Raw genomic sequence first — 26,207 nt, 5'->3', positions numbered from 1 at the left:
CACTCAAGAATAGTCAGTATCATTATCAAATGCTCAACACGCCCTAATTATGTTTAATCATTACAAACTTAAAAGGCGAGAGATAAAAATTATGCCTGACTATGACTATCTATCAATAATCTCTATAATACTGAAAAACTTATAAGCTAGTCGTATTATTAAAGGCTCCTATTATGACACCCACTGATAGATCATCCTCTTATACTCAGCCTATAAATAATGGTGCTAGTAATAAGCCTGAACATCAGTATGAAAAATTAAATTCTTGGTATTGGTTTGGCTTATTGCTAATCACTTATTTTTTGATTTGGTCTATCTTACCAAGCTTTCTCGCCAGTAGTGTGCCCTTTGATGTGAGCGAGGGCATCAGCTGGGGTAGCGAATGGCAATGGGGTTACTATAAACACCCCCCACTGTCGTCATGGATATTATACAGCTTTTATGAGCTATTTGGACATGTAGGTCCCTATTTGCTCAGCCAATTATATGTCTTACTTACCTTAGTCATACTTTATCAGTTAGGTAAAAAAATCTGGTCACCTACCACTGCTTTGATAGGCAGTACATTAACCTTTGCAGTTGTTTATTACACCTATCCTAGTCTTGAGTTCAATCATAACGTGGCTCAGTTCCCTATCTGGGCAGGACTGTATTTAGCGTTTTATCAATCCCTGACTCAAAACCGTCTAAGAGATTGGTTATTGCTGGGTGTACTTGGTGGGCTTGGCATGCTAACCAAATACACGGTGATATTTTTATTAATACCAATGGCGTTGTATTTAGTGCTGCCAAAACAATGGCCGCTCTTAAAACAGCCAAAGCCGTGGATAGCGGCCTTTGTGATGCTCGCAATCTTTGCCCCACATTTATATTGGCTGATAGCCCATGATTGGTTACCGCTTAGTTATGCAAGTGGACGCTCACAAGAAGTCGATGCTGGTGCATATAACATCAAGCGGCATTTTAGTTGGATAAGCTTTATCACTGCTCAGCTTGTCGCGCATATTCCACTATTAATCATGCTTGTTTTCAACCGTAAACATTTAGTCAATGTCCCTAGCTATAAACAGAGTTTGCCAAATTGTGCGTCATTGCTATGGTATATGTGGTTATCACCAATCGCCGTATTAGTCGCTTTAAGCTTGGTATTTGGATTTGGGTTGCGTGATATGTGGGGTATGCCAATGTGGGCGTTGTCGGGGCTGCTCGCAGCCTCATTTATCGCGCCCGCTACTCAGTTATTGACCATTATCAAGCTTCGTAAAGCACTTGTTATTTGGTTGTCTATTGTCACCGCCCTAATGATAGTATATGTGGGTTTTGGGGATAAGATTCGCCATAAACCTTCTCGTATGCAATGGCCAGAACAGGCGTTAGCCATTCAAGCTCAAGATACTTGGCAGTCATTGAGTAGCTGCAGACTTGATAGTGTGTCGGGTGATCGCTGGCTTGGGTCTTTAGTAGCGATAAATAGTGGCTTTCCATCACAAATGATATCAGGACCTGCCAGTCATTCGCCTTGGATGAATATTGAGCGTCTTCAAGAGCACGGTACATTAGTGATGTGGCAAGAGAGTGAGGAAGATATCGTGCTGCCCTTGCTTGACGATGTCAGCGTTATCAAGGCCAATGAACTAGGTAGCAATCACGCCAATAAAAACACTTTGGTCAAACAACAAGGGCAATGGCGAATTGACTGGCGTGATGACAAGGTAAAGAAGCCGTTATTAATAAACTGGGTGGCTTATGTTCCGAGCCGCTGCTTCCAGCATTCCAAATAATGTATTGTCTATAAATACCTACTTAACGATCATTTATATTGAATAAACTAATTGAGTTTTTTATGTCACATCATCCGTCGCAATCTCGCCCTTATTTATCTATTATCATACCCGCGTATAATGATGCTGATGCCTTAGAGGGCTTTTTACCAGAAGTCTTTGCGTTTACACAGACACTGCGCTCTCCTGTAACAGATAGCTCATCGACACAACAAAACAGTGAAACGACGATAGCAACTTGTGAGATTATTATTGTTGATGATGGTAGCCGCGATCATTCTGTTGATGTGGTGACAGATTTGATGACTACTCGCCCATCAAATACAGAGTTAGAAATCATACGTTTATCACGTAACTTTGGTAAAGAGCCTGCACTCAGTGCAGGGCTAGCCGCAGCGAGAGGTGATATGGTTGCTATGATTGATGCTGATGGACAGCACCCTTTACCAATACTTGCGCAAATGCTAGCGATGATTGAGCAATCAGATATTGATATGGTTGCAGGCATTCAGGCCAATCGTCCGCATGAGAGCAGGTTGGCAAAAACTTTAAAGAGCAGTTTCTATCATTTTATCCAAGACAGCCAACGCTACGAGATTCGTCCCAATGCTGGCGATTTTCGAGTGATGAACCGTAAGGTATTAAATGCCTTACGCTCACTCCCAGAGCGCCAACGCTTTATGAAAGGTTTGTATGCTTGGGTTGGTTTTAATACGGTCTACCTGCCCTTTACCGCTGCCAATCGTGATACTGGTGAAAGTAAATTTAATTATGGTAGCTTATTTGAATTGGCACTCGTGGGCATTACCTCATTTTCTCAACGACCATTAAGACTAATATCACGCATGGGTTTTGTCGTCTCTGCATTGGCTTTTTTATACGGCTTATATATTGTAATAGATACGTTAATATTTGGTAGTGATGTCGCAGGTTGGGCAACTGTCGCAGCAGGGATTATGTTTTCCACTGGTATTCAATTGGTTTGTATTGGTGTGATTGGTGAATATGTGGGTAGGCTATATGAAGAGGTCAAACAGCGCCCACTATATTTAATTGATGAGGTCATTAATAGCAAATCCTCCAATACTCACCATCAATATGCTGATGATTACTCACAAGCTACTATCGATACTACGATAGATAGAGATGATGGATAAACAAGCTGATGAATAAAGCAGCAGAAACAAAATCAAATTCCATGCAAGCACTTCGGTTTTTAGCAGTCGGTGCCAGTGCAGCTTTGGTGCACTTTTTGGTACTAGTGAGTATTGTCAACATCACTACAATCACTCCAGCATGGGCAAACGTAGGTGCTTTTTTAATCGCTTTTGTGGTGAGTTTTTTTGGGCATTTTTATCTCACCTTTAGACAGGCAAATACCTCACATGAGACCAGTCAGAATAGCCCTACTTTCAAAAGCAATATTATTAAAAACGACAATACTAAAAGCGATAGTAAAAACTATAGAAGTAAGCAACTATCTGCACTAATCAAATGGTTTAGTAGTTCCACAGCAGGTTTTATTGCCAATCAGAGTTTATTTGTTTTAGGTCTACATTGGTTTGGCGAGCAGTATTATATGATGATATGGTTATTAGTTACTGGCGTTATTACGGTGATGACATTTGCGTTGGGCAAGTTTTGGGCGTTTAAATCATGAGCCATCCTAACTATCAAAAACAAGCATCATCGCCAACCGATTATTCACGCCCTATTATTATCAATGTTGATGATTTAGGGCTATCTACTGCGGTTAATGATGCGGTTATCCATCTTGCCGAGCTTGGTCGTATTGGTGCCACTAGCTATATGGTTGGCGGTACGATTACAGCTAGCGATATCAATCAACTTAAAAATTTCAATGTAGATGTCGGCTTACATTTAGATTTAACAGGGATATTCCCCTCTGCCCTACGTGGTTCATTAAAATCAATCATCGTCGACAGTTACTTGCGTCGATTTAATCCTATGCAGGTAACTGATATTATTAAACAACAGTTGGATAGATTTGAAGATCGCTTTAATCATGCACCCTTGTTTATTGACGGACATCAACATATCCATCAGTTCCCGATTATTCGTCACTGTTTAATTAAAGAGTTGACCAATCGTTATAGTAACGAGATATCAAAAGGTGCACTGAGCGCACGCGTTACCACGCCGCTTATTAAAGATTTAAAATCTTGGATAATCTACGCCTTGGGCGGCTATGGATGGCGTCAATCCTGTGAGCATAACCATATTAAAACCAATGATAAATTCGGTGGGGTCTATGGTTTTAATGCTGATAATCAAAAGCTAGCGCTGCTGTGGGAGCAGTGGCTGCAAAGTTCACCGCGTAATGTTGGCTTATCTACAAAGCCACTTACGTTAAATTCCACGCTATCGACAACACCTGTTCACCTATCACCTACTTTGATTATGTGTCATCCTGCTGTGCCTGAAAATGGTAGCAATAATTGGGAAGATGAAATCAAAGCGGCTCGAGAGATGGAGTATGATTGGCTAATAAGCCATGAGTTTGAAGATTTATTGCATAAGTATAATGTGAGATTACTAAGCTGGTCAGATATTGCCTCAGCTTACTAAGCTTTTGATCATTTAGCCAAACCTCTAATAAGAATGGCTAAATAACAGAAATAAAAAAAGCTAAGACTCAAAACAGTCTTAGCTTTTTTACTTCATACAACGCAGTTTTAAAGATTAATCAATAAAGCTTAACCAATCCATATACTGCTCATTGCGACCATGGACTACATCAAAGTACAAGGTTTGCAGTTTTTCAGTCAACGGGCCACGACCACCATTACCGATAGTACGATCATCATACTCACGAATAGGCGTGACTTCAGCTGCGGTACCAGTCATAAATATTTCATCTGCCAAGTAGAACTCATCACGAGTGATACGACGTTCAACGACTTTAATCCCTAAATCATCAGCGAATTGAATGATGGTACGACGGGTAATGCCGTCAAGCGCACCGCCGCCCAAATCTGGTGTATGCAGCACACCATCTTTGACTAAGAACAAGTTCTCGCCAGCACCTTGGCAGACGTAGCCTTGTGGGTCCATCAAAATTGCTTCGTCATAGCCATTACGAGTCACTTCTTGGTTGGCCATGATAGAGACTGGATAATTGCTTGAGGCTTTTGCTTTACACATGGTCACATTGGTCATGTGATGGGTAAATGAAGAGGTTTTTACACGAATGCCGTTTTTGATACCGTCTTCACCTAGGTAGGCGCCCCAATGCCAAGCAGCAACCATCGCATTGATACTATTGTCACGCGATGACAGACCCAATTTTTCTGCGCCAACCCAGATAAGCGGACGAATATAGGCTTCTGCCAAGTTATTTTGTTTGACCACATCTTTTTGTGCTTGCTCAAGTGCCGCTGCATCAAAAGGCACATTCATTTGGAAGATTTTTGCAGAACCCAATAGACGATCGGTATGGTCTTTTAAGCGAAAAATCGCCGTACGGTTGTCAGCAGTCTGATAAGCACGTACACCTTCAAACACAGCCATTCCATAATGCAGGCTATGTGTAAGCACATGAACCTTGGCATCTGGCTGTTCAATCATTGTGCCATTCATCCAAAGCTTACCTTCTTGTGTTGCCATATTCATTTAATAGTCCTTATGCTAGCACTGACGTCTAACTTTTTTTGTTGAGTGTTAAGTAGATAATTTTAATTAAAATAGTATGCTGACACTGAGTGTCTATTTTCAGGTGCAATTTTTTATATACACATTTAATGTGCCAGCGATTATATCACCGGCAAGCGAAGCGAATACAATATTTTAGTTTATCACTGCATGGCTTTTATTCATACACCCTTGGGTAGAATGGCTATCGAAGCGCTGTGCTTCTTATCGTATCATTTGGCCGTGTCATTATATGACAGCAGCGCTATTCTGCTGAGTCTACGCCCATCAGATGTTGCCACTGCGTTTGTACCAGTGCTCGTGTTTCTGTCCAAAGCGCCTCATCAACCAATAACGACTGCTCTGACAATGCCAATTGATGCGTCGCTGCGCGTATGCGTAAATAAGCATCGGTCAAATCCTGACACACCTTCGCCTCCCAAATACCCAAAGTCGCCATCTCTTCAAAAATGCGCACATTGTCACTCCATTTGGTCAGGGTTGGATGCTCATGCGAATAAGCCAGTACCGCAAACTGCGCGAGAAACTCGATGTCTACAATGCCGCCCGCATCTTGCTTAAGATGGAACTTGCCGGCTTGCTGTTGCCATTGACTGGTACCTAGATGTTTTTGCATTTTAATACGCATACTCGTGACTTCAATGCGGACTTGCTCAATCGTACGCGGTAATGCCAAAACAGTTCGGCGAATATCACAAAAACGGGCGGTCACGCGTTTATCACCGCAGATGGCCCGCGCCCGCACCAGCGCTTGATGCTCCCAAGACCAAGCTTTCTCAAGCTGATAAGTCTCAAACGCATGACAAGAAACCACCATCATGCCGGCATTACCTGAGGGACGCAGACGCATATCGACTTCATAAGCGCGGCCGTCACGGGTTTGGGTATTAAGGTACGTCATCAGCTTTTGTGCCAAACGTGCCGCAAACTTCATGCCGCTGACGGATTTTTCACCCGTGGTCATGCCCTGCTCTTTTATTTTATGCAAAAAAACCAAGTCTAAATCTGAAGAGTATGACAGCTCCAACCCGCCAAGCTTACCATAGCCGATAATGGCAAAGCCGCAGTCCGCTTCAGTGACCGGATCACCATCTTGAGCAATCGGATAGCCATAGCGTTTGACGATTTCGGCAAAGGCACGCTCAAGCGCTGCCTCGAGTACCACAGCAGCAATATAAGTCAGTGAGTCTGACACTTTCATAATTGGGCGTTCTGCCAACACATCACTGGCAGCCACTGCCAATACTTGGTTCTTTTTAAATAATCGCAGTACGCTCAGTAGCTCCTCTTCATCGTTAGGTTCAACCCGTAATAACTGTTGACGTAAAATATCACGTAGCTCCGGCTTGTCCGGTAAGTGACGATAGCGCTGCTGTAAAAAGGTATCTAAAAGTACGGGATACTGCGCCAATTCTTTTGCAATCCAAGGGCTGGCTGATAACATTGGAATCAGCTCAACGGTAGCATTGGGATTTTCTGCAATCATGACTAAGTAGATAGAACGGCGGCAAATAGCTTCTAGCAAGGTAATTAAACGGGGCAAAGCAATATTGGCCAGTTGCTGCTGTTCTTGATGCGCAAGTAACGCATGGACGATTACAGGATAAGCGTCATCCAAACGCTCACGCGCTTCATCGCTTAAATTAGCGACCATTTTTGACTGCCAAAAGCCTTGTAAGCGCGCGCGATTTTCTTCAGTTAATACCTCATTTAAGCGTGCAATCTGCTCATTCAAACGTTCCGGTTCAAGCTCGTCATCGTCTTGATCCGGTATTTGCCGTTCGGTGACCATACGCTCAAACGGCACATTAACATGATAGCGATGATGATTGAGTGTCGCTAATAACCCTTGCCAATCATTAAAGCCAAGTGTGACCGCCAAATTATGCTGCCATTGTCTATCATGCGGCAAGCGCTGCGTTTGCTGATCATTAATTGCTTGAATACCGTGTTCAAGACGACGTAAAAAACGATAAGCGGCTTGTAGCTCTTGATAAGTGGTCTGCTCTAAATACTCAAGCTGACAGAGCGCCTGCATCGCCGCCAAACAAGACTTAACCTGTAGCTGCGGATGCCTCCCACCATAGATCAATTGGAAGGCTTGGACAATAAACTCAATATCTCGAATACCACCCGCGCCAAGCTTTATATTGTCCAAATCCTCACGTTGAGCGACTTGATTTTGAATGAGGGACTTCATCTCTCGCAAGGCCGAAAAAGCACTATAGTCAACATAATAACGAAACACAAAAGGCTTAATCAGCGCTTGAATATCGTCGTAAAACGGCTGTTCTATGTGCCCAACCACCCGTGCCTTGAGCCAAGCAAAACGCTCCCATGCCCGCCCATGCTGAGCAAAGTACTTCTGTAGTGCTGATAAATGAATCGCCAAATCACTGCCATCACCCCAAGGACGCAAGCGCATATCGACTCGGAACACAAAGCCATCAGCGGTATTATTATCGAGCAGTCTAATAATGCCTTGTCCAAGCCGCGTCATAAAACGCTTATTATCAATGCTGCGCGTACCTTTTGCTTTGTCACCGTCTGTCTCACCGCGCGCCTGATGGACAAATATAAGATCGATATCACTGGATAAATTCAGTTCATGGGCGCCAAGCTTGCCCATCGCCATAATCGCCATATCATCCATTTGCACATTGCCCTGCGCATTAATAAAGGTCGGTTGCCCATATTGCGCAATCAGCTGCTGGTAGGTATAGTCTTTGGCAAATAAAATACAGCCATCCGCAAATTCAGACAGCTCATCGGTCAATTGCTCAAGTTCAATCATTGCCAAGGCATCTTGCCAAATCCAGCGCATCATTAACAACATACGCAAATGCCGCAAGCCGCTCATCACCTTAGCTTCATTGGCAAGTTGGTAATTCTCATCCAAGGTATAATCTTGAATCAAATCGTCAATTTGCTGGCGTGTTAAGGTGCTTTGTAACGGATAACTGCGCAAAAACGTCTGGCAAGCGCCCGTTCGACTTTGCCAAACCTGATAAGCAAACTCACTTGCAGTCTGTAGCACTTGTAGCTGCTCTGGTGCGGGCTGGAAGCCTGTACCACTAAGTACGGTAGATAGCATAACGACGACAACTCCTTGCAGCATAAAGCTATAAAAACCACATCAATCGGAAAAATTATTTTTATAATATTAAAGTGGCTATAAACAATCTTATTTTAGGGTTTTTATAGTAGCATAAATTCTCAACCATGCTATTGACAGCACTCTACTAACTAAGAACTGACGAACATAAGAAAAATTCGTGAATAATGCTACAATAGCCAATGCTTAAAAGGCTTCAAAACTTAAGCCTTAAAATCTTGAGTCTTAAAAAACTTAAGGCGCTGTGCTTTTTTATTCATACTCATTAATCATAAGTGACACCGCGATTATGACGACCTCAACCCCGCTATTATTGATTACTGCTGATCCCAGCCAGCCGTTGGCACATATTGCGCTACGCTATGCTCGTACTTATCTAGAAAGCACTGACACGAATAATAATGATAAGACCGATAATAGCGACCGCCCTGCAAACCCGCATGCGTCGTTAAATATTTTTTTCTATGCGGATGCTGCCAATACGGCCAATCGATTACGCTGGCAATCAGCAGACCAGATGAATATCACTCAAGAATGGCAAAAGCTTGCCAAACAATATCAGTTGGCGCTCCCAGTTTGTGTCAGTACGGCCCTCAGCCGTGGTATTTCAGATAGTGAAAATAGTACCCGTCATCAATTAGATAGCGAAAATCTAGCAGCTGGTTTTAAGTTGGTTGGACTGAGTGAGCTTGCCATGATGATGCAAGGCGACTGTCGTTTGATACAGTTTTAATCAGCATTGAAATCATAGCTCGCTCTAAAAACAGCCAGATTATTGATAAGCGGCTTAGCAATAGCGGCTAGCGATACATAAGATTAGGAAGACATCATGAAATTACTCATTCGCTTGCACACACCTACTGAGATGACAAGCTATGAAGGCTGCGCGCTGGCTTTGACTTTAGCTACTTTTGGTCATGAGGTACAGCTGTATTTAGATGCGCCTGTATTTGGCTTTTTGATGCAGCCTGATTCACGTCTGCACGGCATGATTCAGTCGCTTGAATTATATGATATGCCAGCCGCTTGGTTACCTGACGATGTGTTTAGCGGTTGGATTACGGGTATGCTACCGACTGATTTGGCGACCCAACTGACCTTGATACCAGAGGGAATAAATTCGCAAGATTTTGACCAGATTCTGGTTTTTTGACATCAGTATTTAGAAATATCAACAATTGAAATTCTAACTTTCAAACCACTATAAATCTCAAATATTAGTGCGAATTTCTATTCTTAATACTTAGCTTAATATGACAATAAATACAGTAAGAAAGCGGACACGATGATTATGGCAACTTTATACCAATTACATTGCACTATGGACACGCTCAGACGCAGCACAGAACAAATGGCATCGACATGGCATGCGGGTGATAGCATCATATTATTAGGATCAACCGTCGCTTTTGTTGACTGGTTTAATGCCTATTTGGGTGACCTTGAGAGCATCGAGATAGAAGATATCGCTGCTATTTATGCTCTCACAGAGGATGTGGCGCAGCTGAGCGACAATACAAGCGCTAAGCTTAATCTCACTGCCAAATTAACTGCTGTTTTAAGCGATAGTGAATGGGTTGCCTTGACTCAAAACACTCTCGCTGACGGTACCAATTTTGATAAAGTGGTAACGATTGCCTTATGACTTACTCTACAGCTTCTGACTCCACTTCCTCTGAATCTGTTTCTATTGCATCTTCTGATGTAACACGTGACGTAGCATTAGACCAAGACGGGCATTTATGCGACCATACAATTTGGACGCCTGCTATCGCGCAGCAGCTAGCTAACACTATTGATGTGACTATTAATGCTGAACATTTGGACATCTTGCAGCAAGTACGCACATTTTATGTCAAATTTAACCACGCGCCTGCTACCCGTCCGCTGATTAAATGGCTACAGCAAACCTTACCCGATCATGACATCAGTAATCAAAAGCTACAGCAGCTATTTAATACTGGCTTGGTCGCCCGTCATGTTAATCGTCTTGCTGGCTTACCAAAACCGCCTAATTGTTTATAAAAAACGTGCTACAAAAAAAGAGGTTAAAAAATCAAACCGATGATTTTATTTAACCTTTTTTTAACTTAACTACCTTCTCTATTTCGGATCATAAACCGTCAGTGTGTTATAACCGATACTGCGCCCTTCATCGCCGTCAAACCCTTGCTGTCGCCAGACTTCATACAAGCATATTGCCACGCTATTAGACAGATTTAGACTACGCGAATCAGCAAGCATTGGCAATCGTAGCCAGTTATCAGCACCAATATCGGCACGGATATCATCTGGCAGCCCTGCCGTTTCTGAACCGAAAACTAGAGCAACATGATTTGATGATGGGCTAGTAGTCGACTGATTATCTGTATGGTCAGTCTTCTGCACGCTAAAATCATACTCATAAAATGGTTTACTCAGCTTGGTCGTCAGCGCCGTAATAGTATCGCAACCCGCAGCTTGCAGCGCTTGCTTGGTCATTGCCCAGTCATCATGTACTTGCAGATGTGCATATTCATGATAATCGAGGCCTGCACGGCGTAGCTTTTTATCGTCGAGCTCAAACCCTAACGGCCTGACCAAATGTAGCTGCGCCCCACTATTGGCACACAGACGAATGATATTACCCGTATTACTAGGCATTTTTGGCGCTACCAACACGATATGAATGGTCATACGAACTCCGTCAATGGTTTGGACTTTATATTGGGCGTATATAGCAGGCGTAATCAAAAGTTACAGTTTACTGCCAATAATTACATTTTGATACTGTGCTCTGATTTTAACTTTGATTATGATGGCTGTAACGGATAACGAGATGATCCAAAAACATTATCATCGTATCCTGCAACCCCTCAGTAAAACTTAAGCAAAATGCTAGGTTTTACTGTTATTACTTATAACACCCTGTCTTTTTTGAGGAAAAAATTATGAAAAAATTAGTTATCGCATCTTTGGCTGCTATGTTTGTATTAACTGGTTGTAATACTTTTAAAGGTCTAGGCCAAGACGTATCAAGCGCTGGTAGCGCTGTAAGTGGTACTGCACAAGAAGTACAAAACAAAATCTAAGCTCTGATCTTGTTAGACTTATTTTAAAGAGGCTTATCATTTGGTAAGCCTCTTTTTTGTTTCCTGCCTTTATAAAAAGACTCTTAGTATTTGATTAAGGTACCTTCTACCCAATGCAGTCGGCTGTAAATGTTCATTGTCATCTATCAAAAGACCTTGTTTAATGAGTTTATTCACCTCTACAGCAATACTGTCATAGCTAAGCCCCGTACGAGCTTTAAACAATGACCACGCCACACCATCATGTAAGCGTAAAGCATTAAGCATAAACTCACTGACCAGCTCATCACTCGCAATTGCCTGCCAGCCTACCATTTTTGGCGGCATTGGCGTTTTTAGCATCATAGTTATTATTTGATTTTGCTCACTTGTTTCATTCTGCTGAGCCTTGTCTTGGTATTCCATATAGTCTTTGGGCATACGTGATTTGCTAAAGCGATAAATACCTGACTCGCCTACTGTCTCCTTTAATGCCTCTTTCAACGCCTCATTTGACACCTTCTCCGCATTCCACTCTTTAATCGCGGCGTCATCAATGGTAACTTTACCGTGAGCACCTGCACCAATCGCCAAATAGTCACCAAACTGCCAATAATTGACGTTGTGACGACAAGGTTTATCGGACGCGCCTGCCCATGCCGACACTTCGTAATTGTTATAGCCTAAACGCTCAAGCAGTGCCTGACCGGCCTGCTCGATATCTGCCAAGTTATCCTCATCGGGTAGAATCGGCTGACTGCGATAAAACACAGTATTTGGCTCAATGGTTAGTTGATACCATGAGATATGAGTGGCACCTGCGTCATGCGCGATTTGGATATCTTCCAACGCTTCACTCATCATTTGCTGCGGCAGTCCATGCATCAAATCTACATTGACGCGCTCAAATCCAGCGCTACGAGCCGCTTTAATGGCAGAGAGCGCTTGGGCTGGATTATGAATACGCCCCAGCGTGGTGAGCTGCTCAGCAGAAAAGCTTTGTACCCCAATAGACAAACGATTGATGCCTACCTTTAAATATTCAGCAAATGGTGCATGCTCAAGGGTGCCTGGGTTGGCCTCCATCGTGACTTCAATATCATCTGAGAATCTAAAAACCTTACGCAAACCGTTAAATAAACGCTGGTACTGGTCAATGGGCAGTAGCGAGGGTGTACCGCCACCGATAAATATTGAGCTGATTTCTCGCCCTTGGGTTAACGGCTGCTGCGCTGCTGCATCGAGTAATAGCGCATCGACATACTCATCATACATAGATAGCTGACTGTCAATCGGCAGTTCATGCGAATTAAAATCACAATAAGGGCATTTTTTGACGCACCATGGGATATGGATATAAAGCGCTAGCGGAATCTCTCTTACATTGAGCATACTTATATTGTCACGATTAACAGAGCCAATATCGCTAGAAGAATGAAAAGGTTTTATATTTGACATAAGCGGACTTATCTATAAAGGGTGATCTGCAGTGATGAGCAGAAAGTAGCGCTAGGATAACGGCTGTAAGAGCTAAAGAAAAGCCCAGTCACCATAAATTAGCTATAAAAGCATTAAAAAAACGGGTGTTTAAGTGAATATCTGATAGATGAAACAGTAAGCAAACGCAATGACCACCTAAAATGACAATACGTTATTAGTAGCTTTTAAAATCATTTTTACTAGAATAACAACTCTTAAAAGGATAAAAATAATGGCCTATTGGCTTATCAAATCCAACCCCCGCTGTTTTAATATAGAAGACTTACAACGTGCAGGTACCGAAATGTGGGATGGCGTCCGTAACTACCGTGCTCGCAACTTTATGCGTGACGATATGAAGGTCGGCGATCAAGCATTTTTCTACCATTCAAGCGCCAAGCCTTCTGGTGTCGCTGGCATTGTGACTATCAGTAAAGCCGGCTACCCTGACAGCACCCAATTTCATCCCGAACATCGGCATTATGACCCCAAAGCAACTGAGGATGAGCCACGCTGGTATATGGTCGATGTGACTTTCGAGCAAGCTTTTACGGATATATTGCCATTAGCCCAACTCAAATTTTTACCTGCGCTTGAGGATTCCTTATTACTGAGAAAAGGCTGTGAGCAGCTGACTATCCTTCCGCTTGAACCCAAACATTGGAGCACGATTATGGATATGGCAGAAGATCTTAACCTGTTATCAGCAGATGACAGTCTTTGATAGTAACGATGGCGTAAGAATTTCTATGTCATCAGCGCACATTTATCCGCGTACATATCTAATGGAGTTTGCTATATTTATGCACAGAAATTAATTTTTCATTTACCCTTCTCTATCATAGCAATCAATCATCAGGACTCATTTATGAGCGCACCCAAGCTACTATTATCTGTATTAACGGCCAGCGTACTAAGTCTTACCCTAAGCGCCTGTGGCAGTGATGGCGATAAAGTTAAGAAAGAATATGATCGCGTAGAAGATCAAGTAAAAAACGAATACGACCGTTTGGAAGATAAAGTAAAAGAGAAGTATAAAGCAGTCGAAGATAAGCTGAGCGATGATGAAAAATCTATGGCTGAGATTTTGGAGTCTGTCTTTTTACCAGAGGAATCGCTTGATAAGTTCTTGGATAAACTAACGCCAGAAGGCGGTCGCGGTGGTCTTTATGTTGGGCACTTTGTCGAAATCGATGACGGTGATAACAGTGACATCGATATCGGTGCTGTATACTTTGACATCAGTAAAGATGGGGCTGGTAGTGTTGATGGTAGCTTTAGTTATCAGCAGCAAGCTTGCCAAGAGAACAATGCCTTAGGTATCAATTCAGCTATTAAAGTCGATAACTATATCGCTGGGAAAGTGACTGGCAGCCTTGATACATTAGAATTTTTAGATATTAAATATGTCAGTGATTTAGGCATAGAGACACCAAACCTATTAACAACCTTTGCTGGTAATTTTGCAAAAAATGAAATCGGTAAGCCTTGGAAAGGCAGTTTTGAATACCAAGATGGTCTCGGTGGTAAAAAGCTATCAAGTGGTCAAGATAATTGTCAGGTTACTTATACTATCAGTGACCGCTCTAACTTCAAGACCTATCCGCTCGATTATAAACTTGGCACTCTAAATCTCGATATTATCGGTAATGGTAGCCAAAAGACCGTCACGTGGCAAAACCCTAACAATACTAAGAATGTCTTAGTGAGTCAAATTGATGTTAATAAAGCAGAATCCGGTGCTAACGGTTATGTCCAAAATTTGGTATTAAGCAATCTTGAAACCCAGTTTTCTCCTGTGGTTTCAGATAAGTCAACCAATTATGCCATTGTCGTACAGGCATTCGATTCAAACAACACCTTGATTGGCTATCAAGCGTTGGTGCAAGACTTACCTGAATCATTGTAAATATTTGATTTTATATATAGCGCTAGGCTGATAAATCTTCGATGAATCTAAGCATTAGCAAACGCTGCTAAAACGTTGACATCCAACCCCAACTTATTTAACATTTTTTCTTATGATGACCTGTTGATTCCTCTCACGGATTGACGGGTTATTTTTATTTTAGGGTCGCCCATTTTATTTTTATACTCTGTCCATCTATTGTTACTCAGAATGAACTTGCTCATATTATTTATCGGAGTATTATCGTCGCACGAATCCTATTTTACTGTCTCGCTATTACCTTGTTGATAGCAGCATTTGCTCATCTACAATAATTACCGCAAAGAATAAAAAGTTGCTCATTATGGTTTTCCCATTATCTTTCAGAGATTTTAAAAGTTATAGCTTACGCCTAGGCGTACTTGCACTGCCCATTTTAATTACCCAATTTTGTCAAGCAGCACTTGGGGTTGTCGATGCCATTATGGCGGGTCAAGTTTCCGCTCTTGATTTGGCCGCAGTAGCCGTCGGTTCTGGTATTTGGCTGCCACTGTTTTTATTAGCGACTGGCATTTTAATTGCCACGACGCCGCTCATTGGCGAAGCAATAGGGCAAAACAAACACAGCCAAGTACCACACATTACCCAGCAGTCTTTATGGACCGCTGGCGTCATTGGTATCATTGGCTTTATTGTTGTCAATTTAGCACCCAACGTACTTGGAATTATGGGTGTTCCAGAAAACATCCAGCCGATCGCTTCCCAATATCTACGTGGTGTATCGTTTGGTTTCCCTGCGATTGCTGTCTATGCGGTACTGCGTAGTTATTGTGAGGCGCTTGGTCGACCCGAGCCTGTGACGGTTATCAGTATCATCGGGCTGCTTGCCGATATTCCGCTTAACTATATTTTTATCCATGGCTTATTTGGCATGCCTGAGATGGGCGGCGCAGGTTGCGGGGTTGCAACCGCCATAGTCCTTTGGATTAATGTCTTACTATTAGCGACTTATACCAGTTTTACTCAGCGTCAGCAATTTGCCAGTACGCGCTTCTTTTACGGTTTTGCCAGTCCCAATCGCGCTCAAATAAAAAAACTATTAAAGCTTGGTATCCCGATTGGCATTTCTATCTTTTTTGAAGCCAGTTTATTTAGCTTAGGAGCATTGGTGATCAGCCCCTTAGGTGAGCTTGCGACCGCTTCGCATCAAGTGGCACTATCAGTGACCTCACAGCTGTTTATGATTCCCATCTCAGTCGCTATGGCACTCACCATTATGGTCTCCAACCGCTTTGGTGAAAAGAATCTGATGGCATTGCGTCAAGTACAAGCCACGGGTTTGATATGGACGGTAATCATTGCACTGGCTTGTATGATTGGGGTTTGGTTATTTAGACCACAATTGGCCGCAGCCTTCACTGACAACCCGGTGGTACGAGCACAAGCCATGCATCTGCTTATCTTTGCGCTGGCTTATCAGTTATTTGATGGCTGGCAGGTCAATGTCGCTGGGATATTGCGCGGTATGCAAGATACTACTGTGCCGATGTGGGTGACGCTATTCTGTTATTGGATAGTAGCGCTACCGCTAGGTATTTATCTGGTACGTTTCACCGATCTAGGCGCGCAGGGTTTTTGGATGGCGCTTATCACTGGATTATTCCTATCTTCTATTTTGCTTACCTTACGTTTGCGCTATCAGCAAAAACGCTTGACGACGATGTGGGCTTAATGTCGTAATGACCTTTAGCAATCGTAGCGTCTAGTAACCACTACTAGCGCTACCTTGTCACATAGACTATGATAAATCATTGTACATTTCTTACGCTTAAGATAGCTTACGTCATAATATGTAAAAAAACTCAGTTAACAACTGTACATCGATTGCTCATTGGCGTGAATATAGGTATCATTAGCAATTACCAACACAATATTTAGTTACATTATTTTCTCGAATTTAGTACAAGGCAAAATTAAAATTATGGATATTGAAAAAATACGCACCCTGATCGCACTCATGGAAGAAAGTGAACTGGTTAATTTAGAAATCAGCTCAGACGACGAGCATATTAGTTTAACTCGTCACTATGATGCGCCAGCACCGACGATGATGGCCGCACCGACTGTTGGCGCCGCCCCAATCGCTGCTGAAGCCAAATCCGCTACCAAAGCTGGTAGCGTTGAAACATCGCCAATGGTTGGTGTCTTCTATTCAGCCCCGAGCCCTAATGATCCGCCGTTTGTAAAAGTCGGACAAAAAGTACAAGCGGGTGACACACTTGGTATTATTGAAGCTATGAAAATCATGAATCCTCTTGAAGCGACTCAAAGCGGTATTGTAGATGAAATTTTAGTGAACAACTCTGATGTTGTGCAGTTTGGTCAGCCGGTTATACGCTACAAAGCATAACGATATTCGCTAGCCTTTACTTTGTAATGATTGAGACCTCGTTATTATTGATACGGCATCAGCGCTCAAGAAACCTAAATGAGACGCATCGTTATTTATTTCTATGATGTCTAAAATAGCGAATTTATCAATGACTGCCGCTTCAACAAGGATCATCCCATGATAAAAAAACTGCTCATCGCCAATAGAGGTGAGATTGCCCTACGTATCGTTCGAGCTTGTAAGGCTCTTGGCATAGAGACCGTCGGTGTCTATTCTACGGCTGATGCAAATTTGATGCACTTACGCTTTGTTGATGAAGCAATCTGTATTGGTAAACCCAATGCCAACCAAAGCTATCTTGATATAAATACCATTTTGACCGCTGCTGAAATTACGGGCGCTGATGCCATCCATCCTGGTTATGGCTTTTTAGCTGAAAATGCTGAATTCGCTGAACGCGTTGAAGAAGCAGGTCTAACTTTCGTTGGTCCTAGTGCTGACCATATTCGTTTAATGGGTAATAAAGTCTCTGCTATTAATGCGATGAAAAAAGCAGGTGTGCCAACGGTACCCGGTTCAGTTGGTGCAGTTACCATGCACAATGCTGAAGAGCAAGCACGTAATATTGGCTTTCCGCTCATCATTAAGGCAGCTGCAGGTGGTGGTGGTCGTGGTATGCGCGTTGTTGAACGCTTTGATGAGCTCATTGGTCAAGTGCAAGCCGCTAGGCAAGAAGCTGAGCTATGGTTTGGCGATGATACAGTCTATATGGAACGTTACTTACAAAATCCCCGCCATGTAGAAGTACAAGTACTTGGTGACGGCAATGGTAATGCGATTCATCTTTATGACCGTGATTGCTCTTTACAGCGCCGCCATCAAAAAGTGCTAGAAGAGGCCCCTGCCCCTGATATCCCTGATGATGTACGTCAGCCTATCCTTGATGCTTGTGTCAAAGCTTGTAAGCTGGTCAAGTATCGCGGTGCTGGTACGTTTGAGTTTTTATTTGAAAATAATGAATTCTTTTTTATCGAGATGAATACACGGGTGCAGGTTGAGCACACCATCACTGAGATGATTACTGGTATTGATGTGGTCGTTGAGCAGCTTAAAATCGCAGCGGGCTACGGTTTGTCCTATCGTCAAAGCGACATTGAGGTCCAAGGTCATGCAATTGAATGTCGTATCAATGCTGAAGATCCAGTAACTTTTATGCCATCACCTGGTACGGTCACTCAGTTGTATGCACCTAGTGGGGCTGGTGTTCGCTTTGACTCACATCTATATCCAGGTTATGAGATTCCCAGTTATTATGACTCACTTATAGGCAAGCTTATCTGTCATGGTCAGACTCGCCAGCAAGCGATATCTAAAACGTTACACGCACTTGATGAATTGGTGATTGAGGGTATTAAAACCAATATACCAATGCACCGTGATGTTATTTTAGCCGATGATAATTTTGTTCATGAAGCACAAAACATTCATTATCTCGAAAGAGAGTTATTAACGGCTAATAAAGACAAGGCTGATTCATAAGCTGTTTTTAAGCTCTTGTTTAATATTAAAATAAAAAACCGCTACCTATTTATTTAGGTAGCGGTTTTTTATTTTAATATTAATTTCATAAAGAACTGTTTTGAATTTTATAAATAAAGATAACGTCCTACGGCAACACTCTATTGAAATTCATAAAGCATTCTGTACCATCAGGGTCGGCACACCACTGCATTTGGTTGCCATCATGGTTTAAAAACGCGATCAGCGCCTCACCCGTCTGATCTATCTGATTGCCTGAGCAATCGACCTCATTATTGTCATACACCGTCTTGATGGCAATAATTGGTAGCCCTTCTTCGCGGTGGGTGACTAAGTAGCGACCGTACGTCCATTCTTTACCGCTGACCGCCCACATCTCATTATCAGCAGCAAAGTTATATAACTCACGGCATTGATTGGATTTCGCCGCTGAAGCCATCAGTTTTTGACTGCTACTCGGCTGAATATTAACAATACGTTTTTCGTTTTGGGTCAGCAACCCATCTTTAGCATCAGCATTTATTTTTGGCTCATTACTTTTCTCTTTTAGACTGTTTGGTGCCGCTTGTCTGGCTTGTGCTTCTTTGGTCATCGTGATGCTACTGTCCAAATCTATCTCCCACTGTCCGGCAATGGCAGGACTGATATGGGTGGTAATCGTGGGCTTACTGACAGCTTCACCATTCGCCGGCAATGAAGCTAAAATAGATGCCAATGTGAATGAAGCAAATGATATAGGTTCCATAATTAACCTTGTTTTTCTAATATTATAATAATGAATGATGTATACATTAGCGTAAGTCTTAGACACCAAAAATACAAGTAACATTATGCTATTAGTCGTAATAGCATTAACTAATCACAAGTCCAGTGATAAAAAAATAAACCATCACAATTAATTAAAACAACTATTCCTTAAATAATACTTTAAGAGGATATTTTTAAATAAGACTCTTTCAAATAAAAATAGCTTCTAATATAAAGAAACGTCATGGCTTATTGCAATTAGCCATGACGTTATAGATTAAAGTGTTAAATGAGCTGTCTTAATACCAATATTATTACTTTATTAAGCAGTAACAGTATTGGCTACCTGCGCAAAGGCTGATAAGGCACCTTTAAGCATTGCCGATACGGTACTACTACAGGTACCAATGCCTGAATAAACGTCACCATCGACATTTAGCTGAATGTAAGCGGCAGCATTGGCATTGGTTTTGTTGTCATTATTGGTATCATCATCGATGCCATCACCGCTATTATGCTGCGGATTAATCGCGTGCTCAGCGTAGTTGATGACATGAATGGATTTGCCAGTATGCTGCGCAAGTCCATCAATAAACGACGACAAAGGACCGTTACCTGTACCATCAATAGTAATGGTATCGCCATTCATCTGTACTTGACCGTTAAAGTACACCTCGCCGCCCTTGTTATTGACACTATAATCTAGAAGCTCAAAGCTGCCTTGCTGCAAATAAGTATCTTCAAAGGTTTGTAAGATTTCATCATTCTGCAATTCACGAGCAGCGCTTTCCGCTTGCTTTTGTACTACGCTACTAAAGTCAATCTGCATCCAGCGTGGTAAATTAAAGCCATAGTTACGCTGCAAGATATAAGCAACGCCACCTTTACCAGATTGGCTATTGATACGAACCACGTCTTGATAGCTGCGACCGATATGCGCCGGATCAATCGGCAAATATGCGACATCCCAAACATTTTCCGTCTGTTCGGCATGCTGTTCATTATAATCGAGGCATTTTTTGATGGCGTCTTGATGCGAGCCACTAAAGGCGGTAAAGACCAGTTCGCCAACGTACGGATGACGAGGATGAAGTGGCAAGTTATTACATTCGCTCACCACCTGTACAATCTCACTCATATTACTAAAATCAAGTTCTGGATCGACGCCTTGGCTGAACAAGTTCATCGCCATGACCATAATATCCATATTACCGGTACGCTCACCATTACCAAGCAAGGTTCCTTCAATACGATCTGCTCCAGCAAGCACACCAAGCTCAGCAGCAGCCACCGCACAGCCACGGTCATTATGGGTATGCAAACTGATAGTCACATGCTCACGTTTGGCAAGATGACGGCAGAAATATTCGACTTGGTCAGCAAACACGTTTGGTGTTGATGCTTCAACCGTTGCAGGTAAGTTTAATATCACTTCTTGACCGTTCTCAGGCTTCCAAACGTCACAAACCGCGTCACAGACCTCAACCGCATATTCCGTTTCGGTTTGGCTAAAGCTCTCAGGTGAATACTGGAATACCCATTCTGTCTCTGGATATTTGGCCGCGTATTCAACCAATAATTTAGCACCGCTAATAGCAATCTCTTTAATTTCAGCTTTATCTTTACCGTATACTTTTTCACGTTGGATACGGCACGTTGAGTTATAAACGTGTACGATGGCACGCTTCGCTCCTTTTAACGACTCAAAGGTACGGGCAATCAAATGCTCACGAGCCTGCACCAACACTTGCAAGGTAACATCAGCAGGCACATGGTTTTCTTCGATCAACTTCCGCGCAAAATCAAACTCAACTTGTGCAGCTGAGGGGAAACCGATTTCAATCTCTTTAAAACCAACGTCCACTAAGGTTTTAAAAAAGCGCATTTTTTGTTCAATAGTCATCGGATCAATCAGTGCTTGATTACCATCACGCAGATCCACGCTTGCCCAAATTGGTGACTTCTCAATCGTTTTGCTCGGCCAAGTGCGATCTGTCAGCACAGGTGCAAACGCAAATGGACGATATTTACGGAAATCGAAAGCGGCATTTTTCGGGGTAATCTTTACAGACGCACTGTCTGCATGGCGTGTTGCTTGACTAGGCATAATCAATCCTTAGATAAAATGAAAAGATGAGTTGAAGAGTAGATTTTTAGCTGGGCAACTATTGACCAAATCATTCTTTATCATACGAGATAATAAAATTTTATGCCATTATAATAACAAAGTTTCTGCGCTAGAAATCAGCTTTATTTCACAAAATTTTACGTTATTTTAGTGAAAAACTTTACACTAATGATTATAATTAGATTAATTCACCTATAAGGCGATATTACATGCTAAATAATCATACAAACAGCTTATTACTCGTTGATATAGATGATACCGACAAACAGTTATTACGCTTATTACAAACCCATGCACGTATGAGTATTACCGAGCTTGCCGAACGGGTCAATCTATCTGCTACTCCTTGCGCGCGTCGTATCAAACGCTTAGAAGATGCTGGTATCATCACTGGCTATCATACTCAGACCGATGCGCAAAAACTCGGTTACCCTTTGGCAGTATTTATCGCGATTAGTATGGATCGGCATACCGCAGATCGCTTTGAGTATTTTGAAGAGAAAATCCAAAGTTTTGATGAAGTGGTCAGCTGTAGTATTGTCACGGGTCGCACCGAAGACTATCTCATTAAAGTACGCGTACGCGATATGGCGCATTATGAGGAGTTTTTATTGCACCGATTGAATCGTATCGAAGGCGTGGCACAAGTCCATACCAGCTTTGAGTTACGGGAAGTATTTAGCCGTAGTGTGGTTTAGTGTGGCGGTTAATGTGGTTACCAATCAAACTAGGAATGCGACTGTGTTTGACGCCGGAAAAAGAAGACTAAAATCAATCCTAATAATAAGCCGATAGCAGCGACCAGTAAACCGGCATTAAAATTATCAGTTTTACCCGCCAGCGCCACCGTGACGAGCGGTCCCATGAACTGCCCTATGGCATAGGCCAAAGTCGCTAGACCAATCAATAAGTTAGAGTAAGCAGGATTAATGTTTTTAATCAAATTTAGCGTCATTGAAACCATGCCAACAAAGGTTAAGCCTAAAATCACCGCATTACCGTACAAGCCAATAGCGCCATCGAACCATATCGGTAAGCCCATACCAAACGCTTGCAATAACGTTAACCCCATTAAGGTTTTAGTCTCGCCGATACGCTTGGCAAGCGCGCCCCAAATAGGGTTTGATAGCATGGCAAAAATCCCAACCACAAGCCAAATCAGTAATCCTGCATAGCTTTGTGTCGTGAGCCGCTGTGCCGCCATCACGGGCAAAAAAGTCGCCGAAGTAATATACCCAAACCCCGCCAACACATAACTTGCCGACAGTAATACAATCGCCTTAGTATGACCAGCCACTGCTTCATATAAAGAATGTTTAAAATTGAGATAAGTTTGCTGTACGGACAGCCGCTGACTACCGTATTTTAATTCAGCGGCTTGTTGCTTAGAGGTTTGTAATTGGGATGTCTGCGAGTTATTTGCTTTTGATTTAAATGGGGTTGAGTTTTCTGGTCTGATGGCATAAAGCAGCCATAATAACGGTAGACTGATAATCCCTGCTACCAGCCAAATGATATCGAAATGATAGCCGAGCGTTAACAACCACCACGTCAGTACGGCGGAAGCGCTGATACCGACGCCAATACCCGCATAATGCAGTGCTGAGAGTACCGAGCGGCGCTCATGACTAAAGCTTTGAATCACCAGTGATGAGCTCAAAATCATCGCCACGCCGCTTGCGATACCTGATAATAGCCGAATGACATACCAGAGATTCAATGACAGATTTGGCACCACCAATAACATGGTGGTGACGACACTGACTGCTGTCCATACTATGAGCATTTGCCATGTCAAACGATGGGGCACAAACATCGCAATGAGCGCCCCAATGAAATAGCCACTGTAATTAACCGAGGCCAGCCAGCCTGCAATGACTGTTGATAACGATAATTGCGTCATGATATCAGGCAAGGTTGCGGTAAATAAAAACCGCCCAAATCCCATGACCACCGCCAAACAATACAGCCCTATACAAGCAACCGCTGTTTCATTGGTAATGATAGTAGTAGCACGGCTTTTAAGTACAGTCATCATGACAGAGCCATTTTGTGGCAAAAAGCACACAATCCTTTGTGTTAAAAGCAGTGATATATAACCAAGCAAAGATAAAATAAAAGAGTTCTAATTATAACGATTACTGCTAAGAAATATTTTGGATTGGACGACTGGCTTGCTCGGCGGTTTCTGATTGCCCAAGCATCTGTACCCGTTGATCACTAAACATATCCATATCAGGGGCAAGCGTGCGCATAAAACGATCAAAATAGAGCATCTGCTTGGTCAGTAAGGCAAAGTCACGTGGGAAATGAATGCCATGACGCTTGCCGACCTCAACAATCTCCAGCATCATTGTATTTAACTCATCGGCTTGCTCTTTGCTATTAAAAGGCACACCACTGGTAAAAGCCTTGTCCTCAGCCATAATGGTTTTCATCATGCGCTGCAAATCATTGCCCAATGCCACCACATCTACCTGATTATCGCCATGGGTCATTTCCATATCAATCATATGGCGCGCCATTGCGTGATAATCACTGTCTTGCATCGCTTGCATCATACCCATACAGGCGCGCCAGCTCTCAGCTTTCAATTTACCAACGATACCGAAGTCTAAGAAGCCAATACGCCCATCGGTTAATAGCATCAAATTGCCCGCATGCAAATCCGCATGGAAGCTATTACACAGCATTAAACTGGCAAACCACGTATTAAGCGTATCTGCCATTACTTGTGCTGGGTCATTACAATACTGACGCATGACTGTTTCATCTACCATAGAGACGCCGTATAAGCGGCTCATGGTCAGTACACGCTTGGTGGTCAGCTCGTCATAGACGGTTGGCGCAACGACGCGTGTATTTCCTGATATCGCTAAAAATTGCTGAAAATCGCGGATATTTTGCGCCTCAGCGATAAAATCGGTTTCGGCAAGCATACGTAGACGAATTTCATCGATAATCGGCGCAATACTGGCAAAGCGCATCGAAGGCATTAGTAGCTCAACCAACTTGGTCACACCATGTAAAACACCCAAATCGGTTTGCATAATGGTTTCAACGCCCGGTTTTTGTACCTTTAGCACCACCTCATCGCCATTATGCAAACGCGCCGCATGAACTTGGGCAATAGAGGCTGATGCTAACGGCTTTGCATCGATGTGAGCAAACATCTCCTCAAGCGTTAGCCCATCAACGGCTAGTTCCTCTTTTAATACCTGTTCAATATAAGTGTAGGACAAGGGAGTCGTTTGATCCAGACAGCTTTGGAATGCTTGCACATATTCGCGCGGGAATAGTGACGGCGTACTGGCAATAAACTGCCCGATTTTGATATAGGTCGTGCCTAATTGTTCAAAGGTTTCTTTTAGCAGCATGGCATCAGGTTTTTCACCTTTTGCCACTCTTAGTGCAGACAAACCAGCCACACTCGCGGTTTGGCGAATGCGATTAACAACATTAAAGGTGTGCTTTAATAAATGCGGACGATGGATTTTCATAAAAAACAACTATGGTAATAAAAAGAAGGTTATGAGGATGTGGAGACTTAAAAAGGTTGAGCAATTTGCTAATGCTTGGCACAAATCGGACAATGCGCATCTCTTCGATAGCCCATCAGGCGTTGCTGCATCTGGCTACCATCCCATATTAATAGCTTATTTGTCAGTGGATTTTTGGTTAATCCTAGATATTGTAAGGCGGCATTTGCTTGTAAGTTACCCATGATAGCTGTCGTGCTAGCAAGTACCCCTGAATTGGCACAAGTACGTTCATCAGCCTCGGCATCGGGTATCACTGAGCCAAACACACAATGATAGCAGCCGGTATCCAAGTGCGGTTCATATAATGCCAACTGTCCTTGCATGGCTATCGCTGAAGCAGATAGCAACGGAATCTGATAACGGACACTAATGCGATTAATAATATCACGGGTGGCAAAGTTATCATTACAGTCTAGGAGTAAATCAGGTTTGCCAGATGCCATATCAAGCAGCTCATAAGCATTATCTTCGCTCAATCTTGCCACTGTACCAAGAGCACTAACAAGAGGATTAATTTTGGTTAGCATTTGCGCCGCTGTTAGCGCCTTAGGTTTACCGATATCCTCAGGTAAAAATAGCGTTTGGCGCTGCAGATTACTGGCTTCAATTATATCATCATCTATTAGGTTCACGTGTCCCAAGCCTGCCCGCACGAGCGTCTCAGAAGCGGGGCAACCTAAACCGCCTGCGCCTATCATCACCACTCGCGATGCTTTTAAGCGTAATTGAGCGTCAATATCCCAACCATCAAGCAGTATCTGGCGCGCATAACGCAGCAGCTCTTCATCTCCTAACATTTCCGTCTCTCTAATATCACTCATAAATGCCACTCATAGTCATTACCAAGGCTTAGCACTGAAACTTATTTTGACAG

24 protein-coding genes are annotated in these 26,207 nt (G+C 42.8%); 15 read left to right on the top strand and 9 right to left on the bottom strand.

Going from position 1 to position 26,207, the window contains the following annotated elements:
* Positions 1-173: 173 nt before the first annotated feature.
* The 4 genes from FQ084_RS07610 to FQ084_RS07595 all read left to right on the top strand — a co-directional run bounded on the left by FQ084_RS07610 (position 174) and on the right by FQ084_RS07595 (position 4,370).
* The gene (locus FQ084_RS07610; RefSeq protein WP_149490027.1) at positions 174-1,781 is read left to right on the top strand and encodes a glycosyltransferase family 39 protein; all 1,608 of its coding nucleotides are present in this window, start codon (positions 174-176) and stop codon (positions 1,779-1,781) included.
* A gap of 62 nt (positions 1,782-1,843) precedes the next feature.
* Positions 1,844-2,938, top strand: a complete 1,095-nt coding sequence (locus FQ084_RS07605; RefSeq protein ID WP_149490026.1) for a glycosyltransferase family 2 protein — start codon at positions 1,844-1,846, stop codon at positions 2,936-2,938.
* A gap of 8 nt (positions 2,939-2,946) precedes the next feature.
* Entirely contained in the window at positions 2,947-3,441 is a 495-nt protein-coding gene (locus tag FQ084_RS07600) for a GtrA family protein (RefSeq protein ID WP_149490025.1), read from the top strand.
* A complete protein-coding gene (locus tag FQ084_RS07595) occupies positions 3,438-4,370 on the top strand; it encodes a ChbG/HpnK family deacetylase (RefSeq protein ID WP_149490024.1) in 933 nt (310 codons plus the stop codon). Before FQ084_RS07600 ends, FQ084_RS07595 begins: the two co-directional genes overlap by 4 nt.
* 114 nt (positions 4,371-4,484) lie before the next feature.
* Here the strand turns inward: FQ084_RS07595 and FQ084_RS07590 are convergent, their stop codons facing one another.
* A complete protein-coding gene (locus FQ084_RS07590; RefSeq protein ID WP_149490023.1) occupies positions 4,485-5,414 on the bottom strand; it encodes a branched-chain amino acid transaminase in 930 nt (309 codons plus the stop codon).
* Between the two features lie 283 nt (positions 5,415-5,697).
* The gene (gene glnE / locus FQ084_RS07585; protein WP_149490022.1) at positions 5,698-8,547 is read right to left on the bottom strand and encodes a bifunctional [glutamate--ammonia ligase]-adenylyl-L-tyrosine phosphorylase/[glutamate--ammonia-ligase] adenylyltransferase; all 2,850 of its coding nucleotides are present in this window, start codon (positions 8,545-8,547) and stop codon (positions 5,698-5,700) included.
* Between the two features lie 310 nt (positions 8,548-8,857).
* Between glnE and tusD the strand changes: the two genes are divergently transcribed.
* From tusD to FQ084_RS07565, 4 genes are all read left to right on the top strand, one after another.
* Positions 8,858-9,301, top strand: a complete 444-nt coding sequence (gene tusD, locus FQ084_RS07580) for a sulfurtransferase complex subunit TusD (protein ID WP_149490021.1) — start codon at positions 8,858-8,860, stop codon at positions 9,299-9,301.
* Positions 9,302-9,397: 96 nt separating this feature from the next.
* Positions 9,398-9,721 carry a hypothetical protein gene (locus FQ084_RS07575; protein ID WP_149490020.1) on the top strand — a complete coding sequence of 108 codons (324 nt, stop codon included), beginning with the start codon at positions 9,398-9,400 and terminating at the stop codon, positions 9,719-9,721.
* Between the two features lie 138 nt (positions 9,722-9,859).
* Entirely contained in the window at positions 9,860-10,213 is a 354-nt protein-coding gene (locus tag FQ084_RS07570) for a hypothetical protein (RefSeq protein ID WP_149490019.1), read from the top strand.
* Complete coding sequence (locus tag FQ084_RS07565; protein ID WP_149490018.1) at positions 10,210-10,593, top strand: TusE/DsrC/DsvC family sulfur relay protein; 384 nt, start codon at positions 10,210-10,212, stop codon at positions 10,591-10,593. Before FQ084_RS07570 ends, FQ084_RS07565 begins: the two co-directional genes overlap by 4 nt.
* Before the next feature lie 78 nt (positions 10,594-10,671).
* Here FQ084_RS07565 and FQ084_RS07560 read toward each other — a convergent pair whose 3' ends face one another.
* The gene (locus FQ084_RS07560) at positions 10,672-11,244 is read right to left on the bottom strand and encodes a tRNA (cytidine(34)-2'-O)-methyltransferase (RefSeq protein WP_149490017.1); all 573 of its coding nucleotides are present in this window, start codon (positions 11,242-11,244) and stop codon (positions 10,672-10,674) included.
* 254 nt (positions 11,245-11,498) lie between these two features.
* On the opposite strand from FQ084_RS07560, the gene FQ084_RS07555 reads away from it, so the two are divergent.
* Positions 11,499-11,639, top strand: a complete 141-nt coding sequence (locus FQ084_RS07555) for an entericidin A/B family lipoprotein (RefSeq protein ID WP_011280495.1) — start codon at positions 11,499-11,501, stop codon at positions 11,637-11,639.
* 69 nt (positions 11,640-11,708) lie between these two features.
* On the opposite strand, the gene hemW is transcribed toward FQ084_RS07555, so the two are convergent.
* Entirely contained in the window at positions 11,709-13,076 is a 1,368-nt protein-coding gene (hemW, locus tag FQ084_RS07550) for a radical SAM family heme chaperone HemW (protein WP_149490016.1), read from the bottom strand.
* A 253-nt stretch (positions 13,077-13,329) separates the two neighbouring features.
* Between hemW and FQ084_RS07545 the strand changes: the two genes are divergently transcribed.
* From FQ084_RS07545 to accC, 5 genes are all read left to right on the top strand, one after another.
* Positions 13,330-13,821: an EVE domain-containing protein gene (locus FQ084_RS07545; protein ID WP_149490015.1), complete on the top strand. Its 492-nt coding sequence runs from the start codon at positions 13,330-13,332 to the stop codon at positions 13,819-13,821.
* Between the two features lie 144 nt (positions 13,822-13,965).
* The gene (locus FQ084_RS07540; RefSeq protein ID WP_149490014.1) at positions 13,966-15,006 is read left to right on the top strand and encodes a hypothetical protein; all 1,041 of its coding nucleotides are present in this window, start codon (positions 13,966-13,968) and stop codon (positions 15,004-15,006) included.
* A gap of 343 nt (positions 15,007-15,349) precedes the next feature.
* The gene (locus FQ084_RS07535) at positions 15,350-16,717 is read left to right on the top strand and encodes an MATE family efflux transporter (RefSeq protein ID WP_149490013.1); all 1,368 of its coding nucleotides are present in this window, start codon (positions 15,350-15,352) and stop codon (positions 16,715-16,717) included.
* 249 nt (positions 16,718-16,966) lie between these two features.
* Entirely contained in the window at positions 16,967-17,395 is a 429-nt protein-coding gene (accB, locus tag FQ084_RS07530) for an acetyl-CoA carboxylase biotin carboxyl carrier protein (protein WP_149490012.1), read from the top strand.
* Positions 17,396-17,554: 159 nt separating this feature from the next.
* Positions 17,555-18,916, top strand: a complete 1,362-nt coding sequence (gene accC / locus FQ084_RS07525; RefSeq protein WP_149490011.1) for an acetyl-CoA carboxylase biotin carboxylase subunit — start codon at positions 17,555-17,557, stop codon at positions 18,914-18,916.
* Positions 18,917-19,043: 127 nt separating this feature from the next.
* Here accC and FQ084_RS07520 read toward each other — a convergent pair whose 3' ends face one another.
* Both FQ084_RS07520 and leuA read right to left on the bottom strand, forming a co-directional pair.
* A complete protein-coding gene (locus tag FQ084_RS07520) occupies positions 19,044-19,661 on the bottom strand; it encodes a hypothetical protein (protein WP_149490010.1) in 618 nt (205 codons plus the stop codon).
* A gap of 324 nt (positions 19,662-19,985) precedes the next feature.
* Positions 19,986-21,770 carry a 2-isopropylmalate synthase gene (gene leuA / locus FQ084_RS07515; protein WP_149490009.1) on the bottom strand — a complete coding sequence of 595 codons (1,785 nt, stop codon included), beginning with the start codon at positions 21,768-21,770 and terminating at the stop codon, positions 19,986-19,988.
* 230 nt (positions 21,771-22,000) lie between these two features.
* Here leuA and FQ084_RS07510 point away from each other — a divergent pair, with 230 nt between their 5' ends.
* Positions 22,001-22,489, top strand: a complete 489-nt coding sequence (locus FQ084_RS07510) for an Lrp/AsnC family transcriptional regulator (RefSeq protein ID WP_149490008.1) — start codon at positions 22,001-22,003, stop codon at positions 22,487-22,489.
* A 29-nt stretch (positions 22,490-22,518) separates the two neighbouring features.
* On the opposite strand, the gene FQ084_RS07505 is transcribed toward FQ084_RS07510, so the two are convergent.
* The 3 genes from FQ084_RS07505 to FQ084_RS07495 form a co-directional block, all read right to left on the bottom strand.
* Positions 22,519-23,829: a YbfB/YjiJ family MFS transporter gene (locus FQ084_RS07505; protein ID WP_149490007.1), complete on the bottom strand. Its 1,311-nt coding sequence runs from the start codon at positions 23,827-23,829 to the stop codon at positions 22,519-22,521.
* 106 nt (positions 23,830-23,935) lie between these two features.
* Complete coding sequence (locus tag FQ084_RS07500; RefSeq protein WP_149490006.1) at positions 23,936-25,291, bottom strand: ABC1 kinase family protein; 1,356 nt, start codon at positions 25,289-25,291, stop codon at positions 23,936-23,938.
* 68 nt (positions 25,292-25,359) lie between these two features.
* Positions 25,360-26,154: a HesA/MoeB/ThiF family protein gene (locus tag FQ084_RS07495; protein WP_149490005.1), complete on the bottom strand. Its 795-nt coding sequence runs from the start codon at positions 26,152-26,154 to the stop codon at positions 25,360-25,362.
* Positions 26,155-26,207: the final 53 nt, after the last annotated feature.

The sequence above is a fragment of the Psychrobacter sp. ANT_WB68 genome (genome assembly GCF_008369115.1).
Taxonomy (GTDB): Bacteria; Pseudomonadota; Gammaproteobacteria; order Pseudomonadales; family Moraxellaceae; genus Psychrobacter.
The sequence above is the reverse complement of the archived record's forward strand: the minus strand, read 5'-3'. Positions and strand labels throughout refer to the sequence as shown.

What these genes read in the sequence shown, in the direction of transcription:
- FQ084_RS07610 (WP_149490027.1), top strand. Translation starts at nt 174, where the DNA reads ATGACACCCACTGATAGATCATCCTCTTATACTCAGCCTATAAATAAT.
- FQ084_RS07605 (WP_149490026.1), top strand. Translation starts at nt 1,844, where the DNA reads ATGTCACATCATCCGTCGCAATCTCGCCCTTATTTATCTATTATCATA.
- FQ084_RS07600 (WP_149490025.1), top strand. Translation starts at nt 2,947, where the DNA reads ATGAATAAAGCAGCAGAAACAAAATCAAATTCCATGCAAGCACTTCGG.
- FQ084_RS07595 (WP_149490024.1), top strand. Translation starts at nt 3,438, where the DNA reads ATGAGCCATCCTAACTATCAAAAACAAGCATCATCGCCAACCGATTAT.
- FQ084_RS07590 (WP_149490023.1), bottom strand. Translation starts at nt 5,414, where the DNA reads ATGAATATGGCAACACAAGAAGGTAAGCTTTGGATGAATGGCACAATG.
- glnE (WP_149490022.1), bottom strand. Translation starts at nt 8,547, where the DNA reads ATGCTATCTACCGTACTTAGTGGTACAGGCTTCCAGCCCGCACCAGAG.
- tusD (WP_149490021.1), top strand. Translation starts at nt 8,858, where the DNA reads ATGACGACCTCAACCCCGCTATTATTGATTACTGCTGATCCCAGCCAG.
- FQ084_RS07575 (WP_149490020.1), top strand. Translation starts at nt 9,398, where the DNA reads ATGAAATTACTCATTCGCTTGCACACACCTACTGAGATGACAAGCTAT.
- FQ084_RS07570 (WP_149490019.1), top strand. Translation starts at nt 9,860, where the DNA reads ATGGCAACTTTATACCAATTACATTGCACTATGGACACGCTCAGACGC.
- FQ084_RS07565 (WP_149490018.1), top strand. Translation starts at nt 10,210, where the DNA reads ATGACTTACTCTACAGCTTCTGACTCCACTTCCTCTGAATCTGTTTCT.
- FQ084_RS07560 (WP_149490017.1), bottom strand. Translation starts at nt 11,244, where the DNA reads ATGACCATTCATATCGTGTTGGTAGCGCCAAAAATGCCTAGTAATACG.
- FQ084_RS07555 (WP_011280495.1), top strand. Translation starts at nt 11,499, where the DNA reads ATGAAAAAATTAGTTATCGCATCTTTGGCTGCTATGTTTGTATTAACT.
- hemW (WP_149490016.1), bottom strand. Translation starts at nt 13,076, where the DNA reads ATGTCAAATATAAAACCTTTTCATTCTTCTAGCGATATTGGCTCTGTT.
- FQ084_RS07545 (WP_149490015.1), top strand. Translation starts at nt 13,330, where the DNA reads ATGGCCTATTGGCTTATCAAATCCAACCCCCGCTGTTTTAATATAGAA.
- FQ084_RS07540 (WP_149490014.1), top strand. Translation starts at nt 13,966, where the DNA reads ATGAGCGCACCCAAGCTACTATTATCTGTATTAACGGCCAGCGTACTA.
- FQ084_RS07535 (WP_149490013.1), top strand. Translation starts at nt 15,350, where the DNA reads ATGGTTTTCCCATTATCTTTCAGAGATTTTAAAAGTTATAGCTTACGC.
- accB (WP_149490012.1), top strand. Translation starts at nt 16,967, where the DNA reads ATGGATATTGAAAAAATACGCACCCTGATCGCACTCATGGAAGAAAGT.
- accC (WP_149490011.1), top strand. Translation starts at nt 17,555, where the DNA reads ATGATAAAAAAACTGCTCATCGCCAATAGAGGTGAGATTGCCCTACGT.
- FQ084_RS07520 (WP_149490010.1), bottom strand. Translation starts at nt 19,661, where the DNA reads ATGGAACCTATATCATTTGCTTCATTCACATTGGCATCTATTTTAGCT.
- leuA (WP_149490009.1), bottom strand. Translation starts at nt 21,770, where the DNA reads ATGCCTAGTCAAGCAACACGCCATGCAGACAGTGCGTCTGTAAAGATT.
- FQ084_RS07510 (WP_149490008.1), top strand. Translation starts at nt 22,001, where the DNA reads ATGCTAAATAATCATACAAACAGCTTATTACTCGTTGATATAGATGAT.
- FQ084_RS07505 (WP_149490007.1), bottom strand. Translation starts at nt 23,829, where the DNA reads ATGATGACTGTACTTAAAAGCCGTGCTACTACTATCATTACCAATGAA.
- FQ084_RS07500 (WP_149490006.1), bottom strand. Translation starts at nt 25,291, where the DNA reads ATGAAAATCCATCGTCCGCATTTATTAAAGCACACCTTTAATGTTGTT.
- FQ084_RS07495 (WP_149490005.1), bottom strand. Translation starts at nt 26,154, where the DNA reads ATGAGTGATATTAGAGAGACGGAAATGTTAGGAGATGAAGAGCTGCTG.